This window comes from Rhodococcus sp. NPDC127527 (genome assembly GCF_042672245.1).
Classification (GTDB): domain Bacteria; phylum Actinomycetota; class Actinomycetes; order Mycobacteriales; family Mycobacteriaceae; genus Rhodococcus_G.
Genome location: NZ_JBHXVP010000003.1, coordinates 263,628 through 286,977 on the forward strand (window position 1 = coordinate 263,628; position 23,350 = coordinate 286,977).

28 protein-coding genes are annotated in these 23,350 nt (G+C 65.8%); 15 read left to right on the plus strand and 13 right to left on the minus strand.

Annotated elements, in window-relative coordinates:
- The first annotated feature begins 7 nt into the window (after positions 1 to 7).
- From ACFVH2_RS07105 to ACFVH2_RS07150, 10 genes are read left to right on the plus strand one after another with little or no spacing between them, the layout of a single operon-like run.
- Positions 8 to 4,753 (plus strand): phage tail tape measure protein, encoded by a 4,746-nt coding sequence (locus tag ACFVH2_RS07105; protein WP_378420223.1) that lies wholly within the window; start codon positions 8 to 10, stop codon positions 4,751 to 4,753.
- Positions 4,750 to 5,607: a hypothetical protein gene (locus tag ACFVH2_RS07110; protein WP_378420222.1), complete on the plus strand. Its 858-nt coding sequence runs from the start codon at positions 4,750 to 4,752 to the stop codon at positions 5,605 to 5,607. Before ACFVH2_RS07105 ends, ACFVH2_RS07110 begins: the two co-directional genes overlap by 4 nt.
- A 6-nt stretch (positions 5,608 to 5,613) precedes the next feature.
- Positions 5,614 to 7,182, plus strand: coding sequence for a hypothetical protein (locus ACFVH2_RS07115; RefSeq protein ID WP_378420221.1), 1,569 nt, complete (start codon positions 5,614 to 5,616; stop codon positions 7,180 to 7,182).
- Between the two features lie 16 nt (positions 7,183 to 7,198).
- Positions 7,199 to 7,936 (plus strand): N-acetylmuramoyl-L-alanine amidase, encoded by a 738-nt coding sequence (locus ACFVH2_RS07120; RefSeq protein WP_378420220.1) that lies wholly within the window; start codon positions 7,199 to 7,201, stop codon positions 7,934 to 7,936.
- Positions 7,933 to 8,253, plus strand: a complete 321-nt coding sequence (locus ACFVH2_RS07125; protein ID WP_378420219.1) for a hypothetical protein — start codon at positions 7,933 to 7,935, stop codon at positions 8,251 to 8,253. Before ACFVH2_RS07120 ends, ACFVH2_RS07125 begins: the two co-directional genes overlap by 4 nt.
- Positions 8,250 to 8,573 carry a hypothetical protein gene (locus tag ACFVH2_RS07130; RefSeq protein WP_378420218.1) on the plus strand — a complete coding sequence of 108 codons (324 nt, stop codon included), beginning with the start codon at positions 8,250 to 8,252 and terminating at the stop codon, positions 8,571 to 8,573. The genes ACFVH2_RS07125 and ACFVH2_RS07130 overlap by 4 nt, the downstream gene beginning before the upstream one ends.
- Positions 8,574 to 8,577: 4 nt before the next feature.
- On the plus strand, positions 8,578 to 9,624 hold the full coding sequence (locus ACFVH2_RS07135; RefSeq protein ID WP_378420217.1) for a hypothetical protein: 1,047 nt from the start codon (positions 8,578 to 8,580) through the stop codon (positions 9,622 to 9,624).
- 1 nt (position 9,625) lies between these two features.
- Entirely contained in the window at positions 9,626 to 10,279 is a 654-nt protein-coding gene (locus tag ACFVH2_RS07140) for a hypothetical protein (protein WP_378420216.1), read from the plus strand.
- Positions 10,276 to 11,772 (plus strand): hypothetical protein, encoded by a 1,497-nt coding sequence (locus ACFVH2_RS07145; RefSeq protein WP_378420215.1) that lies wholly within the window; start codon positions 10,276 to 10,278, stop codon positions 11,770 to 11,772. The genes ACFVH2_RS07140 and ACFVH2_RS07145 overlap by 4 nt, the downstream gene beginning before the upstream one ends.
- A 3-nt stretch (positions 11,773 to 11,775) precedes the next feature.
- Positions 11,776 to 12,204 carry a hypothetical protein gene (locus tag ACFVH2_RS07150; protein ID WP_378420214.1) on the plus strand — a complete coding sequence of 143 codons (429 nt, stop codon included), beginning with the start codon at positions 11,776 to 11,778 and terminating at the stop codon, positions 12,202 to 12,204.
- A gap of 78 nt (positions 12,205 to 12,282) precedes the next feature.
- Here ACFVH2_RS07150 and ACFVH2_RS07155 read toward each other — a convergent pair whose 3' ends face one another.
- Complete coding sequence (locus ACFVH2_RS07155) at positions 12,283 to 13,257, minus strand: hypothetical protein (RefSeq protein ID WP_378420213.1); 975 nt, start codon at positions 13,255 to 13,257, stop codon at positions 12,283 to 12,285.
- Positions 13,258 to 13,787: 530 nt separating this feature from the next.
- Positions 13,788 to 14,000: a three-helix bundle dimerization domain-containing protein gene (locus ACFVH2_RS07160; protein ID WP_378420212.1), complete on the minus strand. Its 213-nt coding sequence runs from the start codon at positions 13,998 to 14,000 to the stop codon at positions 13,788 to 13,790.
- A gap of 699 nt (positions 14,001 to 14,699) precedes the next feature.
- On the opposite strand from ACFVH2_RS07160, the gene ACFVH2_RS07165 reads away from it, so the two are divergent.
- Entirely contained in the window at positions 14,700 to 14,852 is a 153-nt protein-coding gene (locus tag ACFVH2_RS07165; protein ID WP_378420211.1) for a hypothetical protein, read from the plus strand.
- Positions 14,853 to 14,887: 35 nt separating this feature from the next.
- On the opposite strand, the gene ACFVH2_RS07170 is transcribed toward ACFVH2_RS07165, so the two are convergent.
- The 6 genes from ACFVH2_RS07170 to ACFVH2_RS07195 all read right to left on the minus strand — a co-directional run bounded on the left by ACFVH2_RS07170 (position 14,888) and on the right by ACFVH2_RS07195 (position 17,836).
- Positions 14,888 to 15,253, minus strand: coding sequence for a hypothetical protein (locus ACFVH2_RS07170; RefSeq protein WP_378420210.1), 366 nt, complete (start codon positions 15,251 to 15,253; stop codon positions 14,888 to 14,890).
- Between the two features lie 121 nt (positions 15,254 to 15,374).
- Positions 15,375 to 16,403, minus strand: a complete 1,029-nt coding sequence (locus ACFVH2_RS07175) for a hypothetical protein (RefSeq protein WP_378420209.1) — start codon at positions 16,401 to 16,403, stop codon at positions 15,375 to 15,377.
- Positions 16,404 to 16,679: 276 nt separating this feature from the next.
- Entirely contained in the window at positions 16,680 to 16,835 is a 156-nt protein-coding gene (locus ACFVH2_RS07180) for a hypothetical protein (protein ID WP_378420208.1), read from the minus strand.
- Positions 16,832 to 17,077 carry a hypothetical protein gene (locus ACFVH2_RS07185; protein WP_378420207.1) on the minus strand — a complete coding sequence of 82 codons (246 nt, stop codon included), beginning with the start codon at positions 17,075 to 17,077 and terminating at the stop codon, positions 16,832 to 16,834. Before ACFVH2_RS07185 ends, ACFVH2_RS07180 begins: the two co-directional genes overlap by 4 nt.
- A complete protein-coding gene (locus ACFVH2_RS07190; protein WP_378420206.1) occupies positions 17,070 to 17,234 on the minus strand; it encodes a hypothetical protein in 165 nt (54 codons plus the stop codon). The genes ACFVH2_RS07185 and ACFVH2_RS07190 overlap by 8 nt, the downstream gene beginning before the upstream one ends.
- A 14-nt stretch (positions 17,235 to 17,248) precedes the next feature.
- Positions 17,249 to 17,836 carry an SMI1/KNR4 family protein gene (locus ACFVH2_RS07195; protein WP_378420205.1) on the minus strand — a complete coding sequence of 196 codons (588 nt, stop codon included), beginning with the start codon at positions 17,834 to 17,836 and terminating at the stop codon, positions 17,249 to 17,251.
- 117 nt (positions 17,837 to 17,953) lie between these two features.
- Between ACFVH2_RS07195 and ACFVH2_RS07200 the strand changes: the two genes are divergently transcribed.
- The 4 genes from ACFVH2_RS07200 to ACFVH2_RS07215 all read left to right on the plus strand — a co-directional run bounded on the left by ACFVH2_RS07200 (position 17,954) and on the right by ACFVH2_RS07215 (position 21,282).
- Positions 17,954 to 18,244, plus strand: a complete 291-nt coding sequence (locus ACFVH2_RS07200; RefSeq protein WP_378420204.1) for a hypothetical protein — start codon at positions 17,954 to 17,956, stop codon at positions 18,242 to 18,244.
- Between the two features lie 77 nt (positions 18,245 to 18,321).
- The gene (locus ACFVH2_RS07205) at positions 18,322 to 19,623 is read left to right on the plus strand and encodes a hypothetical protein (RefSeq protein ID WP_378475694.1); all 1,302 of its coding nucleotides are present in this window, start codon (positions 18,322 to 18,324) and stop codon (positions 19,621 to 19,623) included.
- A 284-nt stretch (positions 19,624 to 19,907) separates the two neighbouring features.
- The gene (locus ACFVH2_RS07210; protein ID WP_378420202.1) at positions 19,908 to 20,504 is read left to right on the plus strand and encodes a DUF416 family protein; all 597 of its coding nucleotides are present in this window, start codon (positions 19,908 to 19,910) and stop codon (positions 20,502 to 20,504) included.
- A 577-nt stretch (positions 20,505 to 21,081) separates the two neighbouring features.
- Positions 21,082 to 21,282, plus strand: coding sequence for a hypothetical protein (locus tag ACFVH2_RS07215; protein ID WP_378420201.1), 201 nt, complete (start codon positions 21,082 to 21,084; stop codon positions 21,280 to 21,282).
- On the opposite strand, the gene ACFVH2_RS07220 is transcribed toward ACFVH2_RS07215, so the two are convergent.
- The 5 genes from ACFVH2_RS07220 to ACFVH2_RS07240 all read right to left on the minus strand — a co-directional run bounded on the left by ACFVH2_RS07220 (position 21,279) and on the right by ACFVH2_RS07240 (position 23,320).
- Positions 21,279 to 21,572: a hypothetical protein gene (locus ACFVH2_RS07220; RefSeq protein ID WP_378420200.1), complete on the minus strand. Its 294-nt coding sequence runs from the start codon at positions 21,570 to 21,572 to the stop codon at positions 21,279 to 21,281. The genes ACFVH2_RS07215 and ACFVH2_RS07220 overlap by 4 nt on opposite strands.
- A gap of 13 nt (positions 21,573 to 21,585) precedes the next feature.
- On the minus strand, positions 21,586 to 21,807 hold the full coding sequence (locus ACFVH2_RS07225; RefSeq protein WP_378420199.1) for a hypothetical protein: 222 nt from the start codon (positions 21,805 to 21,807) through the stop codon (positions 21,586 to 21,588).
- Positions 21,807 to 21,977, minus strand: a complete 171-nt coding sequence (locus tag ACFVH2_RS07230) for a hypothetical protein (protein ID WP_378420198.1) — start codon at positions 21,975 to 21,977, stop codon at positions 21,807 to 21,809. Before ACFVH2_RS07230 ends, ACFVH2_RS07225 begins: the two co-directional genes overlap by 1 nt.
- A gap of 199 nt (positions 21,978 to 22,176) precedes the next feature.
- A complete protein-coding gene (locus ACFVH2_RS07235; RefSeq protein ID WP_378420197.1) occupies positions 22,177 to 22,746 on the minus strand; it encodes a DUF4352 domain-containing protein in 570 nt (189 codons plus the stop codon).
- A 118-nt stretch (positions 22,747 to 22,864) separates the two neighbouring features.
- Positions 22,865 to 23,320 carry a hypothetical protein gene (locus ACFVH2_RS07240; RefSeq protein ID WP_378420196.1) on the minus strand — a complete coding sequence of 152 codons (456 nt, stop codon included), beginning with the start codon at positions 23,318 to 23,320 and terminating at the stop codon, positions 22,865 to 22,867.
- Positions 23,321 to 23,350 lie beyond the last annotated feature (30 nt).

The window sequence follows — 23,350 nt, forward strand, 5'->3', positions numbered from 1 at the left end:
TGGTTCCGTGCCCGGTGGTCGGATCGATATCGAGGTCAGCCCCGATCTGAAGGCGTTCCCCGGGAAGCTCCAGTCGGGGCTGCAGGGCACGGTCGGTATGGCGGGCAAGCTCGGCGCCGCGATGGGGCTGGCGTTCGGCGCCGGCGGTGTCGCGCTCGCCGCGAAGTCGATCATCAAGCTCGGCAACGACTTCACCAACGAGCTCAACACCATGCAGGCCGTCTCGTCGGCGACCGCGGAGCAGATGGCGGCGGTTTCTGCTCGGGCGAAGGAACTCGGCAACGACCAGTCCCTCGCGAACACGTCCGCCTCGGATGCCGCTGCTGCAATGACCGAGCTCGCCAAGGGCGGGTTCTCGGTCGAGGAGTCGATGTCCGCGGCGAAGGGCACCCTGCAGCTCGCCGCGGCCGCGCAGATCGACGCCGCATCGGCCGCGACGGTCCAGTCCCAGGCGCTGCAGGCGTTCGGCCTCAACGCCAGCGAGGCCGCGCGCACCGCGGACACCCTCGCCAACGCCGCGAACGCCTCCTCCGCCGAGATCGGCGACATCGCGCAGGGTCTGCAGCAGTCCGGTGCTGTGGCGCACCAGTTCGGGTTGAGCCTGCAGGACACGTCTGCGGTGCTCGGCATGTTCGCCAACGCTGGCATCACCGGCTCCGACGCGGGAACCCTGCTCAAGTCCGCGCTGCTCGCGTTGACCGACCAGGGCAAGCCCGCGCAGGCCGCGATCCGCGAACTGGGTCTGACCGTGTACGACGCGCAGGGCAAGTTCGTCGGGATGCACGAGCTGTTCAAGCAGCTCAAGGATGCGTCGGCGAACATGACCGACGAGCAGTACCAAGCGGCGACCGCGACCCTGTTCGGGTCCGACGCGATGCGCCTGGCCGGCGTCGCCGCGGAGCAGGGCGCCGAGGGCTACGACAAGATGCGCGGCGCCATCGACCGCCAGGGCGCCGCCGCGGACGTCGCAGCCGCGAAGACTCAGGGCCTGCCCGGCGCACTCGCCGCGGTGGAGAACAACGTCGAGACCCTTGCACTCGGGCTCTACGACCTCGCCAAGGGGCCACTCGAGAACGCGGCGGATGGGTTCGCGAACTTCGTCGAGGACGCGACCCCGAAGGTGGTCGGTGGGCTCTCCGTGATGGGTGGGGCAGCCGCGGAGGCAGGCTCGTTCTTCCTCGATCTCCCGGCGCCGGTGCAGGCCGCAACCGCCGCTCTCGTCGCGCTGAGGGTCACGGGTCTCGGCGACAAGCTGTCGGAGCAGACCGGCCGCGCGACGTCGATGTTCAAGGGTCTTGGTGACGCTGTCCGGGCGCAGCAGGTGCTCGCACGGCAGTCGACGCAGTCATACGACCAGTTCGGTGTCGCGATCGAGGGCTCTGGCAAGAGCATCGGAACCACCACGGCGGCACTGGCGGTCCTAGAACAGCGCGTCCCGGTGATCGGGGCGATGGGTGAGGCCTACCGGACCGCGGGCTCGAGACTGTCCGATTTCTCAGCTCGGCACCGGACGGCGTCGACGGACCTGCAGACTCTGGCCCTCCGGACCAGGGATGCTGCGTCCTCGGCGGATATCCTGACGCGCTCGATCGGGCACGGTGCTGTTGCTGGTGTCGCGGATCTCGGCCGCGCCGCGGCAGGTGTGGGCGCGGCGGGCGTCAAGGGCCTGACCACCGCCGCGGGCGGATTGGTGAGTGCCCTCGGAGGCCCGTGGGGTGTCGCCATCATGGGCGCGACGACCGCGATCGGGTTCCTGGCAGACAGCCACGCGAAGGCTGAGCAGAAGGCCCGTGATCAGGAGGCAGCCGAGAAGGCTCTCGGTGACACGCTCGACGAGCAGACGGGCAAGGTCACCGCCGCCACGCGCAAGAAGCTGGCGGAGGAGGCGGAGTCATCGGGTGACCTGGCTCGGATGGAGTCGTACCGACTCGACACCCGCGACTACGTCAACGCGCAGACCGGCGATCAGCCTGCGTACCAGCGGATCGCTTCTGTTGCGCGTGAGCATGCCAGCGCGGGACTCGATTCCCAGAGGACCTTCAGTGCGGACGCGTACAAGGCTGCCGGAATCAGCCGCGAGGAGCTGGTCTCCGGACTGCTGCGTGAGGGCCAGAGCTGGGACACCCTGAACGAGAAAATCACTCGGTACAACGATGTTCAGAAGGGCCTCGCGGCCACGGGTCAGAAGTTCGGTGCAGCGCTGACTCCACTGCAGGACCTGATCGACGGAATGCAGCCCTACGACGAGTCCGCGATCACGATGACGCAGAACATCAATGCGACTCGGATATCGCTCGACCGCCAGGCCCGCGCGACCATGGACGCCAACAAGGCACTCGGTCAGTCGATTCCGATCACCGAGTCCCTCAAGGCGAAGTTCGCGGAGTACGGCGCCACTGTCGAGTCGGTGCCGGACGAGAAGACCGTCATGGTCCGGGGTCTGACGGAGGAAGCGCAGAAGAAGCTGCGCGATCTCAACTTCTCGGTCGAGAAGATGGAGGACGGCTCGTTCAAGGTCGTCGCCCGGGACGACGAGGCGAAGGCGTCGCTCGCCGACATGATCGGCCGCCTGAACATGCTGTCGAACACAAAGGCCATCGCGAACGTCGCCCTGGACAAGACCGTGTTCGAGATGAATGCGCAGCAGACCCGCGACCTGATCCGCATCCTCGACCAGGAAGAGGCTGCGCCCGAGGTTCGGCTGATTCTCGACAAGCTGCGCGAGGGTAAGCAACTCACCCTGAAGGACCTGCAGACGATCAGCGAGAAGACGGCTGATCCGAAGGTCATCGCGCACGTCGCGGACGCGCTGCGGGACATCAATGCCGTCGACGTCGCCGCCGACAATGCAACCCGACCCCGGACGATCAACATCGATGTCGCTGCGACGGCGGCAGCTCAGCGGGCGTTCAACGCGACCGGACAGGAAGGACCGATCGCGCCGGTCCTGCGGGGCAATGCCGACGGTGGGCGGCTTCCCGCATTCGCCGGCGGCGGCCGCATGCCGGGCAGCGGCCCGGGCACCGAGAGGACCGACGGCATCTATGCGGTCACTCGCGAGGGTCGGGGCATCGCGATGGTCGACGGACGCGAGTGGGTCGTCAACTCGGAGATGTCCGACAAGTACGACCGCGAGTTGGCGGCGATCAACGCGGGCACCTTCCCGAAGCTGCCCGGGTATGCCACCGGCGGCAGGATCGGGTCAGCGTCGCAGGACGCACACCAGTTCCTCGCTGGCGAGTCGGGAAAGAAGTACCAGTACGCCGGGGTCGGCAATCCCTCGTGGGACTGCTCGGCCTACAGCTCGGCCGCGTACGCGATCCTGACCGGCCGCGACCCGCACACCCGTTGGTACACCACCGAATCCGACTTCCTGTCACTCGGATTCGTGCAGGGACTGGGGCCGCGATCGGCACTGAACCTCGGCGTCCACAACGGCGGCGGCGGACAGTACTCGCACATGGCGTCCGCGCTCGGCGGGATCCCGTTCGAGTCCGGTGCCAACGGCGTCCGCTACGGCTCCGGGGCCGCGTCCCCGACGGACCCGCAGTTCGAGAACCACTGGCACCTGCCGGCGTCCCGCTTCAGCCCGCCGGAGGACGACTCGAACTCGGCCACGGCGTACGGGCGGCCGGCGCGTAAGAAGGCGACGTGGGAGGAGAAGGACGAGCTCCAGCTGAACTCGGCGAAGATCGCGGTACAGCAGGCGATCGAGGCTCGTGACCGCACCAACGGGAACGAGAAGAAGACGCCGGCCGACAGGGACCAGGCGGCGAACAAGGTCGCCCGCGCCGAGCAGCGGGTCAAGGATCTCGAGGCGAAGAAGTCCGCGGCCGAGTCCGGCGCGGACGCCGGTCCGGCGCCCGCGGCACCCGGTCTGGAGTCGTCCCTGACCGACGACGAGCTCCGACTGCGGGATCTGCAGCGAGCGATCAACAAGGCCGACGCCGATCGCAACGAGGTCTACGACGACCTGGAGCGGATCGGCGAACGCGACGATGCCGACGACGCACTGCAGCGGGCGATCAACGCGCTGGCCGCGGAGCAGAAACGGCAGGCCGAGGAGCTGAAGAAGTCCAGCACCTTGGGAACGTCGGCGGCCGGTGGCGGTGGCACTCAGTCGCTGTCGCAGATGCTCGGCGACGTCGCCTCCGAGTTCGTGACGTCGAACGTCTCGGATCTGTTCTCGGTGCTCGGCGTCAACGATTCGGCGGTTGGCCGGCTCGCTGGCCTGGGTGTGGGAATCGCGCAGTGGTCGCAGGACCCACGCGGAGAGAAGTCCGGCGTCGGTCCGGCACAGGCGCCTACGTTCTCCACAGCGGAGATCGAGACGCAGGCCCCGGCGGTGCCGGGGACTCCGGAGTGGGCGACGGCGATGGCGAATGCGATGTCGTTCCCGAACCTGTTCAAGAACCTCAAGGACATCCCGACGGTCATCCGCGACACGGGCGGACCGCTGCCGCACGGTGTCGCCGGCCTGAACCTGTCCGGCGAGACGGAGTGGGTGCTCAACGGGGCGCAGCGCCGTCAGTACGAGGTGGACCGGCGGGATCTCGCGGCACTGCGCGCGGGCCGCGGCGGCAACGGTGGGCTCTCGCGTGCCGACCTCGCGCACCTCGCGCAGACGGTCACCGAGGCGATCGGACGTCCGATCGCGGTCAACAACTACGCACCAGGAGGTGACGGGGTGGAACGCACGCTCGTGAAGGTCGAACAGCGGCGCGTGCAGCGCGTCCGGCTGGGGGCACGGTGACCGGCACGTTCTTCCCGGACCGCACAGCGAACGTCGTGCTGTGCGGTCCGGGCGCCGCCGCTGGCCTCCCTGAACGAGCGTGGCACCTCTCGACCGGCGAAGAGGGAGTCGCGCTCGGCGAGGGGTGGGCGGACTTCGAGGAACCGCAGCAGACGCACCGGTGGTACACCGGTGCGCGGCAGGACGGTTCGACGTGGCTGGGGTCGGTGCTCGAGCGCCGGGAGTTCGACATCCCGGTGCTGGTCCACAAGACGCAGGAGCACAGCTACATGCGGGTGCAGGACCCGTGGCGCTCGGACATCGACTTCGACTACCAGTCCCGGCTGTACGTGATCACGCAGCACCGCGGCTTCTGGTGGGTGGACCTGCGGCAGGCGGATGCCCCGCAGATCGTGCACCAGCTCGATCCGATGCTCGAACAGTTCACGGGCTACCTGCTGCCGGTGGTGGTGGAGGACCCGCACTGGTACGGCATCGAGTCGACGTTCGAGTACGTCAACGGGCAGTACATGCAGGGCAAGGTGCTGCGCAACGAGGGCGACCGGCCAGCCTGGTACACGGCGGTCGCGAAGGGCCCCGGGATGGTGGTCCTCCCGGACGGCGACGGGTCGAACGAGATCTTCATCGGCCCGCTCCTTCCCGGCGAGGTCGCGTACATCGACACCCATCGCGATCACCGCACCGTCACCTCGTCCTACAACCGGAACCTGTTCAAGACGTTGGGGCTGCAGCGCTTCCGCCAACCGATCCCGCCGCGCGGGCACCTGGACCTGTCCCGGATCCGGTTCCTCGACGGCCTGGCCGAGTCGTCCGTGGTCCTGCGGGTGGATCCGAAATCGAAACGACCCTGGTGAGGTGAGATGACTACGGGCACATGCGTTCTCAACGGTATCAATCCAATCGACGTCGATCTCTACTCGAAGCCGGGCCCGCTCGACGCGGAATCGGCGGCGATCTGGACGGAGATCCTCAAGCCGGCGCCGAAGGAGGACCAGCTCGAGGCACTGATCCTCGACAAGTTCAACCAGCCGCTCGGCGAGATCGTCGGCTACGAGGCCCTGACGTGGGAGTGGGTGTGGAACGCGGTCGGCACCGCGTCGTTCACGATCCCCGCGGACCACGACTGGGCGAAGCTGGTGATGTCGATCGACCGGACCGTCGTCCCGATCGTCATCACCTACAACGGAAAGCGATGGTCGGGCCGGATCAACAAGTCCACCCGGACGGGCATCACCCGCGACAAGAAGATCACGTGCGAGCTGATCTCCGACTACGCGTGGTTCCACGCGATCCTCGCGTACCCGCAGCCGCTCAGCATCCCGGAGATCCAGTTCCCACCGCAGGACATCATGATCGCCGGCGTCCGGACCCTGGTCGCGTGGTACACGATCCGGAACGCGTTCCGGATCGGTCTGCCGATCACGTTCATGCCGTACACCCTGCTGCGCGACACCACCCCGGTGCGGGTCGGCATGGCGCGCATGGTCCCGCTCGACGAGCTGTTCGAGCAGTGGCTCAAGGACACCGGCTGCCACCTGACGATCACCCTGTGGATGCCGGGCGACAAGCAGCCACACCCGGACCTGTTCCTGACCAAGCCGCAGTACATCGTCGACGTCGTTCAGCAGCCCCGCACCGGTGGCCTACTGAACACCGGCACGGTGCTCGACGGGATCGCCGACACCATCGGCAACCTCATCGCCGCGGGCGTCAACCTGTTCACCGGCTGGCTGAACCCCGGCATCGGGCAGGCGATCTCGGACGCACTGACCAGCGACGAGATGCCACGTGTGGTGTTTCGCAGCGACGGGTCAGCGATCGACGACGCCACCGTGACGGTGACGCACCCGCTGTACTACTCGGCGGTGATCGGCGGCAAGTCCCCGACGTGGGTGAACAAGCTGATCGACCTCGGCGTGCAGATGGCGATCACGTGGATCTTCTCCCTGCTCTCCCTCGCCGTGATCCCCGGGCTGGCGGCGTTCATCTCGGGAATGTTCCACGACGTGTTCCTGGCGTTCCAGAAGTTCGTCGACTGGTCCCTGAAGCAGGACCTCGGGCCGCTGGGATTCCCGGAGGGGTTCGTCAACGCCGGTGCCGCGTACACGTTCTCCGGGTTCCAGGCCGGCACCAAGGGCCTGTACGACGGGCGCGGCACCCGGTCCGCGTCGATCACCCTCCGCGACGGCTACCCGTACACCGCGTTCGTCGACTACGACCTCGGTGTCCTCGCCGGATGGGAGGACGAGGACGACGGCGAAATCTACTACGACCGCATCACTTCCATCCGCGGCGAGCACACACGCGAGGGCGGAATCGTCCTCAAGACCGTGATCGGCGATGACAAGGCCGACGAGGCGCCGTGGGAGGTCGGGATGCGGCAGATCAAGGAACTGTTCTCCGTCACCAACTTCCTTGCCGTGAACTGAGAGAAGGAGCCCCACCATGGACCAGTACCCCGTCGACCAGACCCTGCTCACCGAGGCCGACAGCGGCGTCCGCCCCACGACCCAGTTCCTCGCGATCCACACGAGCGAGGGCGCACTGACGATCGAGTCGCTGCTCGCGTGGTGCGCCGACAAGAACCGCGGCGCGAGCTACAACACGATGATCGACCGACAGGGCCGCACAGGCCGGTGCAACGACGACCAGTACGCACCATGGGCCGCCGGCTGGACCGGCAACGCCCGCGGATGGCACGTCTGCCTGCTGGGGTTCGCAGCCCAGTCCCGCGGCGAATGGCTCTCGTACACAGGGCAGCTCGACCGACTGGCCGACATGCTCGCGTTCTACTGCCGCAAGTACCAGATCCCCGCCGTATGGCTCACCGCCGCCGACGTGCGGGCAGGCAAACGTGGAATCTGCGGCCACGCCGAGATCTCCGAGGCGTGGCGCGAAGTCAACCACACCGACCCCGGACCGAACTTCCCGAAGGACGTCCTGATCGCGAAGGTCGCCGCGAAGCTCGCACCCCAACCCACCGCCCCGAAACAGGGAGGCTCCGACATGGACGCACTGACCGCCGCAGAGCAGCGTGAACTGCTCGTCAAGACCCGCGAGATCTGGGAACAGCTACGCGGACCCGGAGGTAGGGGCTGGGAACAGCTCGGCAAGACGAGCGACGGCCACAACCTCACACTGGTCGACTCCCTCGCCCGGCACACCGCGGGAGGCTCCAAGTGAACGGGCACACAGGCGATCTCGTCTACGGCGTCGGTCTCGTCGACGACCTGATCGGTGACCGACTCCGCACCGAGCTCGACCGGCAGCCGTGGTGGAGGCGCGTCGCGAACACCGTCACCGCCGCGGTCGGCGCCATCGTGAGCGTCGCATGGATGGCCCTGTCTGTTGGCCTGGACCTCCCCGACGCGGTCATGCAGTGGGTTCCGGTGGGCATCGCCGTCCTCACCGTGTTCGGGATCAAGCTGACCCCGAACGGTGTGACGCAGCGGCAGATCGAGGACCTGACCGCGGGCGGTCGGCACCGGAGCCGCGGGTGACGCCGGAGTGGGCGACCGCGATCGGGTCCGGTCCGATCCTTCTCGCGTTCATAGCGTGGGTGGTCACCCACCGCAAGACCCGCGCGGACACCGCGAAGGTGCTCACCGACATCGCCCGGGACCTGGCGCAGGACCTCGCCGACGACCTCGCCGCGGTCCGCACGGACCTCGAGGCACACAAGACGGCCGACAAGGCAGACAAAGACAAGCGGCGGGCCAACGCGCGCGAGCACGCCCGGTGGGACCGCGACGTCGCCGAGCAGCTCCGCGCCGCCGGTATCGAGGTGGAAGACCCGCCGCCGCTGGACGAGGAAGGGTAGCCCGATGTACCAGCTCGAACGATCCGTGAAGCTCCTGCTGTCCTTCAAGGACGCATGGAACGTCCGCGAGACGAACAAGGCGGTGCTTGAGTTCATCGACGACGCCATCGAGGTCGAGATCCCCGCCTACAAGGGCGCCAAGGGCGACCAGGGCGACCCGGGTGCGCCGCCGGTGTACGAGTGGGAGGTCCCCACCACGGCGGACCTGCCCTCGACCTCGGACCTGACCGACAACGAGATCGGCCACTTCTGGACCGTGGTCGGGTCCTCGTCAGCGTGGTTTTGGAACGGTGCCGCGCTGATCGAGAAGAAGAACTACATCGGGGAGAAGGGCGACCCCGGTGTGACGCCGACGCTGTCGATCGGGACGGTGACTGGCGGGCCGGCAGCGAGCGCATCGTTCACGCCCGGTGCCGCGGACAACTATCACCTCAACCTCGTTCTGCCGAAGGGTGACCCGGGCGAGAAGGGCGAGAAGGGCGACAAGGGGCCATCGTCAGGGATCCTGACCGCCGTCGACTTCGTCGCGGCGGCCGGCGCCGCGCCCGGTGACGCGCTGGTCCTGTCCCCGACCACGGGCAAGGTCACGTCGGCACCGGTCGCGCGCGGCGGCTGGTACGGCATCCCGCCGTCCTCGTTCACCGCGGCCAACGTGCTCGTGGGGTCCTCGACCACCCGTGTGCAGCTCGCGCAGATCACGATCCCGGCGCAGCCGACCGACTGGTTCCCGCGGGTGTCCGGCCATATCCGCACGCGCGGCGGCAAGTCCACGCGGATCGACGTCGAGGTCCGGCTCGGCGACCCCACCTCCGGAACTCTGATCGGGTACGGCAGCGGAATCGTCACGGAGAACTACTTTCCCGTGACGATCACCCCGGAGCTCGCGTCCGCTATGGCGCCGAACGCGTCGGTCGCCCGCGTCACGAAGAACACCTCCGGGCCCGGGTCGACGATCTACGTGGTCGCGGTCAAGAGCGAGGGGTTCTGGGATGCGTGGCTGACCGACACTGCGCACGCGCACCTCGACGTCGAGTGCAGGCCGGCGGTCTGACGTGGACCTCGCACCCGAAATCCTCGCCGCGTCGCAGACCGTCGCGACGCAGGCACTCGGCGGTGTCCGACCGTCGTGGCAGGCGCAGGACGCCGACTCCGACGAGACGTTTCCTCGGCAGTCGTGCACGCCGATCTACGCGGCCCCGGGTAGTGGGGCGCAGATGTTGATCGCGTTCCGCGCCACCCGGGACGCGATGCGCGACTCGATCGGGCTGATCGGGGGGAACCCGGTCGATGCGGCGCCGTTCTTCCAGCTCGGCGCCTACAGTCTCGACACCCAGTCCGGTGCGATGGGTCTGCTCGGGAAGACGCAGAACATGCGGACCATGTTCACACCCGAGTTCATCGAGCGGCGGTTCTACGCCTACAACAGCTTTCAGGTGAGGGCCGGCCAGTACTACGTGCTCTCGCTCGCGTGGTGGCAGAACAACGTCGCGGCCGCCAGTTGCCTGCAGGGTCTCGGTGCGCCGCAGTCGAACATCAACCCGCCGTTCGGATCCGCGTTGGGCGCGATGGCCCGTACCCGGACATGGAGCACGAGGCCGGCCGACGACGTGTACATGCCGGAATCGTTGTCCTGGTCGTCGCTGTCGTCGACCGGGTCGACCTACTTTCCCTACCTCTACCTGTGCTCGGGAGGAGACCTGCTGTGACCACCCATCCTCTGCAGTACATGAAGGTGACCGGGACCATCGGCGACATCATCGCCGACGGTCTCGACGCCGACGACCTGCCCGACGAGGTCGCGGTCAAGGCCACGATCCGGTTCACGTTCATGCTGAATCCGGGCGACTCTGTGCTGCTGCCGTACCACCCGCAGGGACCTCGGACGATGTTGGTCGATCCGATCGCCGCGACCCTCGACGTGCAGGGCCGGGTGACGATGCGCGGCAAGCCGTACGTGAAACTGTGGTGCCCGGACCAGTGGACGAACCCGGCCACTGGCTTCTACCGCGTCGACTTCATCGACGTCACCAGCGACGGCCGGCCGCTGCAGCTGCGGTCGATCCAGATACCGGCGATCCCGGACAGTGAGGTCGACCTGACCGACGTGTGGGCCGTGCCCGGCACCCCGCCGCCCGGGGTGACGCGCGGTGAGCGGGGCGTCGGCGTCGACGGCTGGACCGTCACTGGCAACGACGTGGTCCTCAACCTGGACGACGGGACTTCCCTGCCTGCGAAGACGTTTCCCGCGCTCGTCGACGCGGCTACGAACGCCGCCGCCGCGCAGCAAGCGAAGTCCGACACCAACACCCTCAAGGGTGAGGTGCAGGAGATCCACGACAACGTCTACGACGTCGCGATCCCGCAGATGCAGGGCCTGCTCACCGACACGGTCGCCGCGAAGACCGGCGCTGTCACCGCGAAGGGGCAGTCCGAGGCTGCGCGGGACCTCGCCCGCCAGTACCGCGACGATGCGGCGGGCTACGTCGGTGGTGTCGCCGACAACGCGATCTCCACGCCGAAGATTCAGGACGGGGCGGTCACCAAGGCGAAGACCGCGACCGCGGTGCAGACCTCGCTCGACAAGGCGGACTCGGCGTACCAGAAGCCCGGCACCGGGATCCCCAAGACCGATCTCGCGGCGGCAGTGCAGACCTCGCTGGGCAAGGCGGACTCGGGTTACCAGAAGCCGGGCGCCGGGATCCCGAAGACCGACCTCGCGGCCACAGTCGGAACCTCGCTCGACAAGGCCGACTCGGCGTACCAGAAGCCGGGCGCCGGGATCCCCAAGACCGACCTCGCAACCGCGGTGCAGACGTCCCTCGGCAAGGCGGATGCCGCGGTCGCGCGCAGCGTCGAGCCGCTCGTCCTCGTGATCGGGCACACGGGCGACACGGCACGCAAGGTCGGCACCGGTAGCAACCTCACCGGCTTCTACATCCCATGGCCGACGATCATCACCCAGATGATCGTCGACTTCGGCACCCCAGACGGGTCACTGTCATCGGTGGTGCGGATCGACAAGGGCGGGCCCTCGCTCGGGTCGGTGACCATCAATGCCGCGGCAGTGAGGGGTACGGCCGCCGGCCCGTTCTCGTTCGCGGCCGGCGACTACCTGTTCATCCGTATCGACAGCATCGGCGGCACACCCGGCAAGGGATGCACCGTCACCCTCGTCGGCACCATGAACCTGGACGGGTGATCGATGTACCTCTACGTTCCCGCCGCCGGCGGCGGTGCCGTCCCGATGGGCATGGACAAGTCCGGCAACGGCACCACCCCAACCCTGGACACGTGGGTCACGGTCCCGGGCTGGGCGCCCCGAACCGGCTACGCGGACACCGTCATCCAGTCGAATGCGCTCGCCCTGTACCCCGGGACCTACAACCTGTCCGGTTTGATCACGTTCACCAACGATGACAACAAACGGGAGGTCCGCATCCTGCGGAACAGCACCGCACTGTGGACTGACTCGACCACCGACTACCGGACCACCGTCGCGCTCTCGGGTGCCGCACTCAACAACGTGACGATCGCCGCCGGCGACCTGATCAGCGTCCAGATTCGGTTCTCCTACAGCAAGGGCGCCGTCGCGGGCGGCGTGAACTCCTACCTGATCGCCACCCCAGTATGACGGCTCTCGTGCCGACACCCAGTTGGAGATGGCCCCCACCTGATTTCGGGTGGGGGCCATCTCGTGCTTCTAGCCTATTTAGTTGTTGGCCATCTGGAAGCCCTTGCCGGTGAAGTCTCCGGCCTTCGTGTTCATGTCGTCGAGGATCCTCTTGGCGGAGGTGTACCGGTAGAAGTTCTGCACGGGCACCCCGAGGATGAAGCGAGCGATGTGCGCATTGACGATTCCGGCCCACTTCGTGTTGGAGCCGTCGACGAAGGCAGGTCCGCCCGAGTCGGCTGGCAAGTTCTGGGTCCAGGCATCGATCAGTCCGTTTTGGGTGGTGAGGACGACACCGCAGCGCGCCTGCTTCGGATCATCTGCCTGGGCGTAGCCCCCGACGGTGCTGGAGCCGACTTGGCAGATGGTCTGTCCGGGCTGGGCTTCCTTGGGGTTCCCGGCGGCGTCGGCGTAGAGCGCGTTCATGTTGAGCCAGGGCTCGGATGGAGTCACAATCGGGCCAGGCGAGGAGGCGTTCACGGGATCGAATGCGATCCCATTCGTGGGTCCGTACTTGGGGGCCGTCTTCATGCGGCTCGAAACGGTGATGTTGTCCGCGAACTGGATCACCATGTAGTCGAGCTTGCCAAGAGACTCGTCGAAGCCGTAGCGCTGATCGTGGGATACCCAGCGGATCCAGCCGATGGGGCCTGCCGCACGGTCACGCCAGTCAAAGACCGGGTGGGTGTTGTCAGTGGTGTAAACCTGCCGGTTCGGACCGGGGTAGTACGGGGCCGGATCGTTGGGGAAGTCAGTATTCGTGGTCGGGTTGCAGTGTCCGGCGGTGATGCCAACCTTCCGGCCGGCCGAATCGGTGCCGACCGCACCGATCGTGCACGCATCCTTGGCTTCCGTGTGGTTGTCGAAACTGATCCGCATACCGGGCTCGACAGTCTTGGCGGGCGGGACGGCAGGGTAGGGAATCAACGAGGCGTGGGCTGTTCCCGCACCGAGGCCGACGGTCAGGGCCGTGGCGGCGAGTATGCCGGTGATATAGCGGCTGGCGCGATTCATGCACTCTCCAAATCGTGGTTGTCGATTGGCAATCACGCGGACGCTATACCTACTGGTCTGTTTTGATCTTGGGAACATCCACCCAGTTCTCAGCCCTCGAGAAGCCGGCCAAAGCTAACGAACTGAGATCAGGCAGGTAGTCGCCAACTTGCTTGGAGGCGGGAACCGAACCGGACGGGGGAGCGTCCAACCTGGTATGACCGAGCCTGAGCGACTGCTCCTTGCCGAGCTGCACGCCGACGGCGACCCCGCGGTGCTGGCGCCTGCGTCAGGTGCCTGAGTGGGCCGCGGAGCTCGACGGGCTCGATTGGGCGCAGCGCGAGCTTCGCAGCCTTAGGGCAGACCATGCGTTGACCGAATGGCCTTGAGGTTCCCGTAGATGTGGATGCCCCGGCTGGCCTGGGGGTAGGCCAACCGGGGCTACGAGGCACGGCCTTCGAGGGGTGCGGCCGTGACGCGCTAACCCGAACATTAATTGAGCGCGGCGATGGGCACGGCACAAACGTCAATGACGTGGGGCACGAGCTCTGCTACGGGCGGACCGGCACGACGGCGCGCGCCAACTCCTGATCGGCATGCCGTTCCACGAGCAGCGGTATGAAGTCCCGGATACGCCCACCCGCAAAGCCACCGTATGCGCGGGCGACTGCATCACTGACCTGGGCGTAGGTCTTCTCTGGGTACCTCAGGGACAGACGATCGACCACGAGCTTGATCTGACGTTGCTCTTCCTCGGGCGACATTGTCGACAGTGTTCTCGCACCGTGCGAACCTCGTCAAGGTCCGGATGGCCACCGATGCACGTTCGGGTTCGGCGTCTCTCGGTTCGGACCCACCCAGCATGGCTGAGGGTTCAGCTGAGCTGGTCGGCCCCGGCGGGCTCCTTGGAGGTTCACCCTGCCGGGGCCTAGCACCGACCCGACCCCATCCATTCGGGTCGATGCTGCTCTGGCGCCGTCACGGCTTCGGGTTGCTAGCTCAGCAGGATGAGTAGCCCGAGCGTCGTGCCGACGATGACGTAGGTTGCCACGAGCCAGGGCCACATCGGCGCCCGTCGAGACCTGTCCATCCGGTCGATCAGTCCCATGTCCATTTGGTCCCCCGACCCTGGATCTATGGTGCTCCTGATGCGTCGCTGAAAGTCCGGGGGCCCCGGCCAGCCCGCAGGGTTAGTCGACCAACCGGGGCTTGACGCCGTCCGCCGGTAGGTGGACGACGTCCGGATTCGACGATAGTCCTGCGCCGACACGACTGTGGGGTGAACGTCGGCGTCGGCAGGGGTGGCGCCGACGCGACCCCGAGTCCGCCGCTGTGCTCGACGCCCTCGACCAGGTGCATCGCGAACTACGCGACCTCGGCACGAATTCGCCCCCATCCTTCCGAGGGTGGGGGCTTTCGGCGTCTCCGGGAACCCACTAACGGTCCGCCGCGTCCAACCATGCATGACCGACTCAGAGCGACTGGCCCTCGCCTTACTGCACGCCGACGGAGACCCGGAGGTGCTCGCGCGCCTGCGTCAGGTGCCCGAGTGGGCGGAGGAACTCGATGGGCTCGAGCGGGTCGTCGCGGAGATTCGCGCGCTAAGAAAGTCGTAGCCCCACCCTTGAACGAGGGCGAGGCTACGACTTTCTTATGGCTTCATTACGCTGTGAAGGCTGGTGAATCGCTTAAGGATCATCCCGCTCATCAGCAGAATATGCAGCAGCATCGCTGCTGCAACTCCGTTGAAAACTCGCGTAACGACTGCGCCACCTGTTGGCATGCTGAATAGAAGCATCCCTGTCAGCGTACCTGTAAGTATGATCCCAACGAGTACCGTGTAGTTCACGTTGGCTTGAAGTTCATCTACGAGTTGAATTGCGTCTGCATCCGCACTCTGAAATGGGTCGCGGCGAATTTGGAGGCTCTTGTCGAAAATATGGAAGGCCAAGTTGAATATCAGACCAGTAAAGACCGCGACCGCGGCCAGGATCGCCGGTACATCCAGCTTGGCCACGCCCCAGACGCCTACGGCGACACCCAGCGCCGCAGGAAGTAAGTAAAGGAGCGCGAGGTCTGAGTATGACTGCCGATCTCGCGCATCGTCTCGGAGTGTTGCAACCTGGTCGCGCAGTACATCAGCTGGTAGGAGTTTCATCGCATACCGTCCATTTCGCCTGCAGGTTGTCGACAGACACTACGTTGTCATTGCCTGACTGGTCAACGACCTTGAGCGCGCCGAGCCCAACGCCTTGCCGCACCTCGTCGACGATGCTGGTTGCCGTCTTGTAGAACTCCGACGCCGTTGGAGGCCTGAGGGGGGTCTCCCGGTCGATGGGAAATGAGATCGAGGATGGCGTGCCTTCTTCGACATTGACCTTTCGCGGTCTACCGCTCGGCATTACAACGCTTGCAGTTGCAGTTGTGTCATCGCGAATCTCGTCGTTCGACATGAATCCGTATGCTGCAACAAGTTCACTAGGCGTCTTTCCCTTGAATTTCGAGAATGACCCAAGTCCGCCGCGCCGCTGAATCTTGATTACCTTCGAATATGGAATCTCCTTTCCGCCTTTCTTGGCATTCTGCGACTTGTCGCTTGATTTGATCAATGTTCGAAATTCAATCGACTGGGTCTGCAGTTCGGTAATCTGCTTCCCGAGAGTGAGCGCCTCCTGAATTGGATCGATTCGCACGATGATTCCACTGTCAACGCTCGCCCGGATCGACTGCCGCAGGAGATCCCCCACGTGCTTCCCAATGCCGAAGTTGCCGACACTTTCAACCAAGAGGATTCCTGCCCGAGCCGACGGGGACGCCGCGAAGAGGACCCGCAGATCGAACCACTCTGCGTCGGAATGTTCCCGCACGGCGGGGACATCGAGTGCCTCGAGTGACAGCTTGCTTGTGTAACCACTCACTCCCAGTAGGCATCCGGCTTCAACTTGATGTTCGACCGTTGTGACACTCTGGACGTCGAGGTGCCGAGTGCGGTCATCGGATCGCTTGCGCGGGGTTTCCTCTAGGCTCAGTGCGACCAACGTGTTCGTCACTGCTTCAAGTGCCGAGATGTTCGTTCCCGGACTTACCTCGCCCATGCGATGAGGTGAACTCGGGTCGCCAGCCGGCGTCACGTAGACCTTGTACGGAGTGATCTGGTAATCCGCCACGCACGAACTCCTAGTCGAAATCAATGGGCCCCGACCCGACTGCGGGCAAGGTCAGCTGGACATTACCGAACGCAGAGTGGTCTGTTTGCCCAGTTTCGCGGAGCGCAACCGCCACGAGCCGTACCGTCTCGCTTGACCGAACATCGGTCGAGCACGATGCCGCATTGGACGCATGAGAAGACCCCGCCGGTCAGTGACCCGCGGGGCCTGTCGCAGCTGGCCCAAGTCGGGGGTCGGGACAGCTCACGGTGATATTCGGACGTGGTGCGACTTGCGTTACCGCTGTCCGTCGTTCAGCTGTCCGCCATTCGACTGACCGGTCTCGGGGATGATCAGCTCGTCGCTGCCCGGGTAGCGGTACGCAGTGCGACCATCGGGCAGCTTCACCCACCCGGGCTGGCCCTCGTCCGAGGGCGGCTCGGACTGGCTCATCGCGAATCTGGTGCTTTCGTTGCGCGCGGGCGGCCGCCGTGGCCCGGTCTGGCCGCGTTCCATTCGTCGACCGTGGCAGGAAGCCAGCCGCGCGTCGTGCCGCGCGGCAAGCTCCCGTCCTCGTTCACCGGGCCGATGATCGCATCAGGTTCGGGCAGGTTGTACCGCGACATCGTCGGCGGCTCGACGCCGATCCGCTCGGCGAACTGACTCACAGACAGGTAGCGCACCTGCTCAGGCATGCCGCCGGGCCTGACGTACGACAATCGCGATGATGCTGACCCAGATCACGACGGCAACACTGATATAGACAGGGCCCCATCCAGTTGCGGCGCCGTAGCCGATCCACGCGCCGCTTGCGACGGCGAGCGCGACGGCCGGGGTGACGTACTTCCTCATTGCTCGATCCTCCCTCACGGAAAGTCCCAACGGAGCACACCGTCCTCAATGACGGGTACCCACCCGGCGCAGTCTGTTCCCTGCTCGAGCGCCGAGGCAGTGCAGTTGAGCATGGCCTCGATTGAGTCCCACCGGACGGTTGCACCCCCTTCATTGAAGAACTCGACGACGCACCCGCTGCGGTCTCCGCCGCGGGTGTCGACAGCGAGATAGTCGCCGGCGCCGGTGTCGCCGATCGGGATGAAGGCAGGCAGGTATGTCTCGGTTTCGCTTCCCGCCAGTTCTGCCATGAGGGCTTCAGTACCGCCGAGATCTTCTGTTTCGTCCTCCCACAGCCGGGTCAGCCGGTCGTGGATCTCGACGGCATCGGCAACGGAAAGCGGCTCGTTGCTGGGGAGAACCAGCGGGACTGGGTACTCGCGGTAGCCGCCGCCATGCAACGCGAACCATTGGAACAACTGCTCAGGCCAGGTCTGGCCTGTCGCTGCTTGGGCCGCGCGGACGGCCTCCGATTCGGCCGGCGGGAGCAACCTAGTTGGAGTCGTGGGGGCATGCTGCTCACACCATCTGATGATCCGGGCCCAGTTCGCTTCGACACTCATGCCCTGAAGCTAATGGCGGACGTTCCGAAACTCGGCGAAACACTCATAACGCCAGCAGAATTGGTGCGGACCGGTACTTCCCGAGCTGGCTGCTCCACCGGCGGTAGGTTCGTCGTCATGGCTGTGAACGTGCTCGGCGAAGCTGGGCTGAGCGAATGCGCTCGAACCGATATGGATTGCATGCCCGGGTTCGGCATGCTCCTGGTCACGTGGGCGGTCGCTGGATTGCTCGTGATCGTCTGGCTCGCCGCAGCCCTGACCGCCACGGTCGCCGTCATCGACTCGAAGCTCGGAGTGACACGAACTGTCTTGTGGATCCTTGCTGTGTGGATGCTGCCGCTGTTCGGGGTGATCGCATGGTTTGTGCACTCACATGCGGCAATTCTGTCGACTTGCGACGGAGATTAGCGATACACGACGCTAGTTTGACCAGGCAGCGATGCGAACAGCCAAGGCGGGTCGGCGGTTCCCGAACCCGGTAGGACATGCTGCAGTACATGAACCGTGCGGCCGCAGTTGCCTCTCTTCTGGTGGGTGGGTTCGCCGCCACCGTCTCCTTGGTCTCCGCGATGCCCGGCGCCTTCGGCATCGCCAGCGGCGGCAGCCGAGCGGGGGTACTCGTTCACAGCACCGCCGCCGGTGCGACCCTCGGTGCCATCGTCGCGGTGATTTCCGTTGGTCTCGTCCGTCGGCGGCGCGCCTTGGTTTGGACCGCGGCGCTGGGGCTCGTGTTGCTGGCCGTGATGTCGTCGTTGCCGGGCTCCGGTCAGTGGGAGCTGTATCCCAACGCTGTCGGTGCAGGCTTGCTCCTGGGAGCACTCGCCGGACTGTGCGACGCACGCGAACGGCCCCTACTCCAGACCGCGTTGGCAACCGGTGCACTCGCAGGTGTTCTGTTCGCCGCGCCGATCGAGCTCTACCTGTCGCCGTCGCCCCGCCGCTATGCCGACTATCTACCAGCCTCTGCCGTGCCCCCCGATACGTTCATGCTGGGCCTGCTGACGCTGACCGCGGTTGCGTTGTTCATCGCGCTTCGCCGAGGCGCCTTCGGGATGCCGGAGCCGACGATGACTGATGGCCGGGTCCGCGTGCTCGCGGTCGGTGTGGCTGTGCCGGTGGTCGGGTTGCTGCTCTACTGGTCGTCCGTCGGCGCCGTTGGCGACATGGGCTCCACAGTGGCGACACCGGGTCACTGGGTGTTCGGGTTTGCGGTGGTCCCGGTGTTCGTTGTCGGTTCGCTGTGGCTTCCTCGCCGCCACGGGTTGGTGTTGCTCGCTGCTCTCGCGGTGGTGTCCGCTTCCTACGGCCGTCTCGAACTGTCCACCGATTCGTGGCCGGCGCTACTCGTTTCTGGCGGGCTGGTCGTTGTGGGTGCGGTCTGTGGACGACGATGGCCGCACCCCCTTGCGGGTGTTGCCGCACTCGCGGCTGTCGCGGCGACGGCGGTGTTCGAGGACCAACCGTGGGACAATCTGCACATCGGGGCCACAGCGTTGGGGTTGCCGTTTGCGGCCGCGTTCACGGTGGCGGCGTGCTTGCCGTCGAGTGCGGCCGCTACCACGATCTCTCTAGCGGCGCCTGCTGCCGTCACCGTGCCGTTGCCCGCGCAATTCGGATGGACGGCGTACTCACCGTTGACCAGTTCACAAAGCGGGTTGTCGTCGGGTTCCGGTTTGTGGGTCTCGACTGGAGTCGCGGTGGCCGCGGTGGTGGTGTCTGGGATCACCATCGCATGGTTGCAGCGACGCCCGATCGAGCAACCACCGTCAGCCGCGACACCTGTGTAATGTCCCGTCCGCTCTGGTCGCACGGTTACGCGCCGCCTACTTTGGCGGGAAGTCCTGACACACCAGGCTTTTGCCGAATTGCGGTGCCGTATCCGGTGACTACGAGCTGCGTCTTGACAAACGCACCTACTTTGACGAACGTCGACATCTCGGGTGTGTCGACTGAGCCCGTCAATGTAGCTGCATCAGTGGATCATTCGATTCCGGTCGTTCGTCATGGACGTGCACTTCCGTCCTTCCGCCGCGCCCGTCACGAGTCCTACGACAGCGGTACGGTCCGTGTGATGAATCTTCAGACATATGACGAACTCGCCATTGGCAAGCGGCTCGCCGCGCTGGACCGTAGGTCGAAGACCGCGTTCGCCGCTTCCTGCGCGGAACGTCTGCTCCCGCTCTTCGAGCGCTATGCGCGCTCAGTGGAAGCCGTGGAGCTGGGATCCCAGCTGGGAGTGATCGTGGCCGCAGCCTGGGAAGTTGCCTCGGGTGTGGAAGCGGATGTTCGGGCGTATCAGGATGAAGCCGGGGCCATGGTTCCCTCGGACGAGGACAGCTGGATTCTCGAGACCGGCTACGGCCAAAACGCGGCTGCTGCTGCGGCGTACGCGGTCGGGACGTGGCTGACCGATGATCCGCAGGAGGCGGCGTTGGCCGCGTACCAGGTCTACGAGCTCGCCGATTACGCGGTGCAACAGGCCAACCCATCACTCGACCTCAACGCTCCTGGCAGCGAGACACGGATCTTGGCGTCGGGAATCGTCCAGAGCGCGCTCTCTGCGCTTGATCGCGCATTGGCTGCTGTCGAATCGGCTCCATCGACCTGGCAGCAGCTCCGTACAGACGCTGCAGCTGACGGTCAGGAGTGGGCTGGAACGCTGCCCTAAGACTTAGTCGTCGCGTTGGGCTAGTTCTACTGCAAGTCGACAACATGGCCAGCACAACGCTGTTTCGATGCGCCAAACACCTTGAAGCTGAGGAGTGGTCCGCGATCAACGCGAGATAGAACGGTGCGGGCCGGCGCCCCCTCGTCGAGCCGAAACACCTACCCGTTCAAGTGTTGCGTGGCGGCGGAGCTCGCGCGCCTAGAATCCATACATGGACCACTACGTCAGGCGGGAACCGATCCCGGATCCGCGGCTTGAACAGCCGGAGGTTCGCACTCGACTGTGGTCGATCCGGGCAATCTTCGATTTCCTTCGCCCGGGAAACCTGCTCCGCGACCGAACTGCCAGCGGGTACTCATCGGTGGCCCCTCGCCGTCCCGACGGGACGCGCACCAAGATATTTCCGTTCAACAGCAACGGCTGGGGGCGATAGGCGTCCAATCGCCGCCGCCAGGACGGGCCCCTGCTTCGAGGAAATGGTGCGGGCCGGTGCTTCCCGAGCTGGCCGCTCCACCGGCCCGCGGCGGATACCGTAGCGCGTATCGAACGAGTGTGCGAATCGAACTAAGCTCGGGACATGGCCCCGCTCATCGAGACGTCCCCGAGTCACTGCCCCCGCGGGCACCGGCTCGGGCCGCGGCGGGTGCTGGTCGGCTGGCAGGCCTGTGCGTGCTCGCCGCGCCTCGGGCACCGGACGCACGAATGCCGGACGTGCGGCGCAGTGATCTACACGCCGCCGTGCACCGGGCTGCAGTCGCAGCGCGAACGGTGGTGCTAGCTGCGCTCCGGGCCGTCGAGGTCCGTCGGGCTGTGGTCGCTATACAGGCCCGAGGCGTCACCCTCGAGGTAGCGAGCGTTCTGCTCGTCCGCCCGGGTGGCGATGACGGAATTCTCCGCCGCGCGTGTTCGTCGCCGGACCGCGAGCAGGTACGCCGCCGCGCCGCCACCGACGAGCACCCACACCACACCGCCCGCGACGGTGCCGATGGCGATGCTGCCGACGACGCCGAGGACGGCAGCGGCGATTGCCGAACACGCGGCGAGTCCGAGGGACCGTTCACGGATCATGCTCGCCTCCAAGTCAGTTCCGGACGCCGCGCTCGCGGTCGTAGCCTTCGGGCCGCCAGTTCGCGGGCATGTTCTCGCGCGCGTACTCGAGGAGGATGCGCACGAGCTCGGAGCGGTTGGGCTCCCCACTCTTGGTGAGGAGCCCCTCCGCGGTGGCCTGCCGGTCGAGGGACTCGACCTGCTCGTCGGTGAGCCGGATCGCCACCTGGACACGACGCGGCCCCAGGCGCGCCATCAGCGGCCACCCTGGTGGTTGACCTTGACGACCGCCACGGTGGTGACGATCAGCCACACGACAGCGAGTGCTGCGATGTACCAGCTGGGGGCGACGATCGCGGCAATGAGGACAACGATGCCCGCGAGGATTGATGCCCGGACTCCGGGGCTGTTCACGTAGGTCTTCATGGCCTGTGTCCTGTCTGTAGTGCGCGGTTGGTTGTGGGTATCGCGATGACTGCTGTGGTAGCAGTCGCTGCTGTGTCATGCCGTGCACTCAACTCGCCGCGCCTCGGGCACCGGACGCACGAATGTTGCGAGTGCGGGGCCATCACCCCTACCGGCCACCGTGTACCGGAGCGCAGCCACAGGAAGGCCGGTGGGAGAACTAGGCCGGCGGCGGGACAGATCCGGTGTCAATGAACTTGACCTGCTTGGCACTCTGCGTTGACGGATCGTAGAAACCAAAGAACATCGGCCGGGCGCTGCTGGGGATTTCGTAGACGTATTTCATGTCAGCGGAGAACCCCGGCTGTAGGTTGTCGTTGCACTCGGGGTTGCCCTCGACGCGGTAGAGGCTGTCGATCGTGTCGAACTGCCGCTTCGATTCGTCGGCGAGGAGGTTTGCGACCGCGTATCCGCAGGTAAGGTCCAGGCTTTTACTGCCTACGTTTTCAACCTTGGTCGAGACGATGATGAACTGGCCGCCGTTGCGTGCGGTCTTGGTCTCGTAGACGTTTCGGTACGTCTCCTTGGTGTAGGAGATGTCGTGGGCCGCAGTGACCGAGTTGACGGTGATCGCCAAACCGCCGTTCCTGACCTGCTGGCCGACTGTTGCGAGAGTGGGTGCGGCGGTAGTTGTTGCTACAGCTCGGCTCGTGGTACTTACGTCAGCGATGGCGGAGTCGCTCGACGTGTCATTGGAGCCGCAGCCCGCGAGCATGAGGACGCCGGCCACGGCAGCTCCTGTCGCAATTATCCTTTTCATGCCCGCATCCAATCAGACGAACCGGGCAGTCGGTCGAATGAACGACACCGTCACTTTCATTGCGACGCATGGCCACCGGCCGCCGGCCCTACTTCCCTAATGCTCGGGATACCCGGTCGTACGACTGGAGCATCTCGGCATACTCACTGCACTTGAATTGTGAGCTCAGCAGATACCCAGTCCGGACCTGCTGCTCAGTTCGCCCGAACTCCCGCGCCTGCTTGGCCACGAGTGGGTCGAGGGTGTCTGCATTCGTCGAGGTGTCACCCTTTGAGGATGTGAGTACGCCAGACTTGGTGAACTGGCGAAGTACGTCGCAATTGGCCTCTCCCATGGCCACCGTCGCTTTGACCGCGTCCGGTCGATCAGCTGCCGCGTCAGCCGCCGCCATACTCTTGCCGTAGACCTCGTGCGCGACTGCGTAGGCGTAGTCGCGGTCGCTCATGGTCGGTGCAGCGCCACTGGATTCACTCGAACCACACGCAGTCACGAACGAGAGTGAGAGCAATAGCAGCCCTCCGGTGAGGGCACGCAACTTCGTCATGCCCCGCATCCAATCAGACGAACCGGGCGG